Source organism: Deltaproteobacteria bacterium, assembly GCA_019308925.1.
In the GTDB taxonomy this organism is placed as follows: domain Bacteria; phylum Desulfobacterota; class B13-G15; order B13-G15; family RBG-16-54-18; genus JAFDHG01.
Genome location: JAFDHG010000104.1, coordinates 1 through 3,712, shown reverse-complemented (window position 1 = coordinate 3,712; position 3,712 = coordinate 1). Strand labels below are relative to the sequence as shown.

At 43.5% G+C, this 3,712-nt stretch carries 6 protein-coding genes; all 6 read left to right on the top strand.

What is annotated here, in order from left to right; translation table 11 throughout:
• Positions 1 to 311: 311 nt before the first annotated feature.
• A complete protein-coding gene (locus JRI46_12270) occupies positions 312 to 554 on the top strand; it encodes a DUF2283 domain-containing protein (protein ID MBW2040340.1) in 243 nt (80 codons plus the stop codon).
• A 157-nt stretch (positions 555 to 711) separates the two neighbouring features.
• Positions 712 to 1,035 (top strand): nucleotidyltransferase domain-containing protein, encoded by a 324-nt coding sequence (locus tag JRI46_12265; protein ID MBW2040339.1) that lies wholly within the window; start codon positions 712 to 714, stop codon positions 1,033 to 1,035.
• Positions 1,028 to 1,423: a HEPN domain-containing protein gene (locus tag JRI46_12260; GenBank protein MBW2040338.1), complete on the top strand. Its 396-nt coding sequence runs from the start codon at positions 1,028 to 1,030 to the stop codon at positions 1,421 to 1,423. The genes JRI46_12265 and JRI46_12260 overlap by 8 nt, the downstream gene beginning before the upstream one ends.
• A 370-nt stretch (positions 1,424 to 1,793) precedes the next feature.
• Entirely contained in the window at positions 1,794 to 2,027 is a 234-nt protein-coding gene (locus tag JRI46_12255) for a DUF433 domain-containing protein (protein MBW2040337.1), read from the top strand.
• Between the two features lie 21 nt (positions 2,028 to 2,048).
• A complete protein-coding gene (locus JRI46_12250; protein MBW2040336.1) occupies positions 2,049 to 2,330 on the top strand; it encodes a DUF5615 family PIN-like protein in 282 nt (93 codons plus the stop codon).
• 354 nt (positions 2,331 to 2,684) lie between these two features.
• On the top strand, positions 2,685 to 3,712 hold a 1,028-nt coding region (gene wecB, locus JRI46_12245; protein MBW2040335.1), incomplete at its 3' end, for a UDP-N-acetylglucosamine 2-epimerase (non-hydrolyzing).

Below are 3,712 nucleotides of genomic sequence, written 5' to 3'. Positions count from 1 at the left end.
CCACTAACTTTAGATAGGTATAGACTTTCCCACCCTTCTTTTGTATAAGTTTACGGATAAACATGGTATCCTCCTATAATTAAAATCTACACTAATATAATTATAGGAGAATAACTATATAAAATCAAGAAAAAAGATGTATTTATCTCAAAAAGTTACACTATGTATTTTAACAGTCTTTCTGCCCGCAAGGTATTGATTTTATTGGATCGAGGGTGCTAAAATATTGCCTTTCGTGTCAAACTTGGGTTATAAGCCTGTAGATGGCGAGATAATCGTGATTACAACGATAGCAAAAGGAGAATAAAAAAATGAGGATAGAATATGATAGAGAAGTTGATGTCCTTTATATCCGTCTACAAGAAAAATATGTAGCTCGAACGGTGGAAATAGAGGAAGGATTGAACCTTGACCTAGATGAAAATGGAAAGCTGATTGGGTTAGAGGTATTAGACGCTACAGAAAGGTACTCTTTGGCTGATATTTTCAATATTTCCACTGAGAATCTGGTTCTCGAAGAAAAACTGATAAAGAAAGCAGGCCATGGATTGTAGGTGGAAGGTCGGGATTAAAGAGCAGGCCATATGGGGTACCCGGGTGCTGGTCCTGGGGTATTATGGAAAGGATAAGAAGTGGGGCAAAGGGAGACTCAATGTAAAACGGTCACTGTTAAAGATGCGACCCCAATTGCCCCTCCTGGGAGAAGCGAGAATGAGCAATGAGAAAAGAGAGATAATCGTTAGAGCCATCGAAAAAATAAAGAAATACTACAAACCTCAGAAAATTATACTCTTCGGCTCTTTTGCATGGGCCAAGCCAACGAAGGATAGTGATGTAGATTTACTCATCGTAAAAAAGACAAAATTAAAACACAGAGAGAGATCTTTGACTGTGAGAAGGATGATTAGTGAGGAAAATGCCCTTATTGGTATTGATATTTTAGTTTATACCCCAGAGGAGATTGCGGAAAGGCTGAGAATCGGTGACAGTTTTATCTCTAAGATATTCAAAAAGGGTGAAGTACTCTATGGTTAACCAAGAGGTCAAGGAATGGTTTTCGAAAGCCGAGAAGGATTTGGATGAAGCGAAATTTCTTTTCGAAAACAGAAGACCTCTTGAAGATGTAGCGTATTTTGTTCATCAATCAATTGAAAAATATCTTAAGGGATTTCTCATTTCTAATGGCTGGGAACTGGAGAAGATACACGATTTGGTTAGACTGATTAGAGAAGCATGTCGATTTGATAAATCTTTTGAGCAGTTTATCCCTGCAATGGAGAAGATCACAGACTTTTATATTGAGAGTAGGTATCCAGTTGGCTATGAGGTGGAGTACACCCTTGAAGAATTAGAAGGAGCCATAAAAACTGCCGATTCCATAGAGGAATTGATAAGAATGAAATTGGAGGACTTATCTGTTTGACGGACGTCAAAACGGTACCTTGAGCTACTGCGATAATGAGGGGCTTCTAGTGCCGCCGAGAGTTCAAAGGGGCAACAAGGGGGTTGACAAGTGGGCAAAGGCCCTTTAGAATTCAATTTATGAATTCAATCTCTGAATAATAGAGTGTCCAGGGCATGGTACCCCAAGACGCTCCTTTTCCTTCTCTCCCAACCCAGGTCCTCCGGGGGGGGAGGGGTCTGGGTCATCCTCTCAGGCCTGGTACGTTAGGCACCTTTGGGCTTAAACAGCAGGCGGGATGGAATGGCGCTCTGATGAAGGGTTGTCCATATTAAAGATGCGACCCATTTGACGACTATGTTGATGAAAAGACTTTGGGAGGTGTGAAGTCATGCAAAAGGCCAAGATTGTAGTTGACCCAAATGTGCACCTTGGCAAACCGTGCATAGCTGGCACAAGAATAAAAGTCCAAGATGTATTGGAGCTGGTTCAAGAAGGGACTCTGTTTAGTGAGATTGTTGAGAAGTATTATCCAAATTTGAGCATTGAGGATGTCAAGGCTTGCGTCAAATATGCGTTGGACATCATAAGTTCAGAAGAAGTTTACATAACTAAAGCCGGCTAATAAGGACACGATGTAGTTCGCATTAAACAACTTGGTCTTGAGCGGGCTACTGATTCATCTTTATTAGAAAAGGCAAAAGAAATGGAGCGGATATTTATGACCCGGAATAAGGACTTTGGGGCCCTCGTGTTTTTGGAAAAGGAGTCTGTAGGCCTCATTCTTTTAAAGGGAAGTCCCTCGCATATTGGGCTGATCCATGATGAGTTGGCCACTGTTTTAGAAAAGTATAGAGAAGATGAACTAAAGGGGTGCTTTTGTGTTGTAGAACCTGGGAGGTATAGAGTGAGAAGGCTGAATAAGTGATGCTAAAGAAAGTTTAAAGCCCTTTCTCCATGTCCAAGGTAAGGAGGTCCTCGAACGGAACAAACCCTGAGGGGATAATTTTTATGCAGAGCGCAACCGAGGGAAGGAAGGTAAAGGAGCGGCAAAGTTGTCAATATTAAAGATGCGACCCCTTCTATTATTCTTCACTGAGAATCTGGTTCTCGAAGAAAAACTGATAAAGAAAGCAGGCCATATGGGGTACCCAGGTGCTGGTCCTGGGGTATTATGGAAAGGATAAGAAGTGGGGCAAAGGGAGACTCAATGTAAAACGGTCAATGTTAAAGATGCGACCTCGAAATTACTGACAACCACGAAACTACTGATTATTTTGCAATGAAGATAATCTTAGCAGCAGGGGCACGTCCCAACTTTATGAAGGTGGCCCCGCTGGTGCGGGCGATAGAAGAATACAATGCTTCTGTCCCGTCAGAAGGGGGAAGGATAGACTATCTTTTGGTTCATACCGGGCAACACTATGACTTCAACATGTCCGACTCCTTTTTTAAGGATCTCAAACTCCCTCAACCCCATATCTATCTGGGGGTGGGTTCGGGCACCCATGCAGAACAGACCGGAAAGGTGATGATGGAGTTCGAGAAAGTCCTCTTGCAGGAAGGTCCCGATTTGGTGGTAGTCGTAGGGGATGTGAACTCCACCCTCGCCTGCACTTTGGTTTCGGTAAAATTGAATATCCCTGTGGCTCATGTCGAGGCAGGTCTGCGCTCCTTTGATCGGAGTATGCCCGAAGAGATCAATCGCCTGGTCACTGACGCCCTCTCCACCTATCTTTTTACCCCTTCCCCCGATGCAGATGAGAATCTTTTAAAGGAGGGAGTCCCTGCAGGAAGGATATATCAAGTAGGGGATATTATGGTTGATAGCCTCCTCTTTCACTTGGATGAGGCGAAAAAATCAGATATCCTTGCTCGATTAGGTCTTTTAAAAGGATCATCCCCTTCCCCCAATTCTGTCGTCCCTTATGCCCTCCTTACCCTTCATCGTCCGAGCAATGTGGACAACCGGCAATCCCTGCAGAAGATCTTGTCGGCCTTAGAATTAATTGCCCCAAAGATACCCATCATATTTCCCATACACCCCCGTACACAAAAACAGCTTGGCCTCTTTAATCTGCAAGATAAAATCCTCTTCCATGATATCGACCAAGTAGCTGAGTTATCATCCCCTGGCATCCATGGTTTTGACCCTTTGGGATATTTGGATTTTTTGAGCTTGATGATCTCGGCACGATTTGTCCTCACCGACTCAGGGGGGATCCAAGAAGAGACCACTGTATTAGGGGTTCCCTGTTTGACCCTTCGGGATACAACCGAGCGCCCCATTACTATCAGCGAAGGGACCAA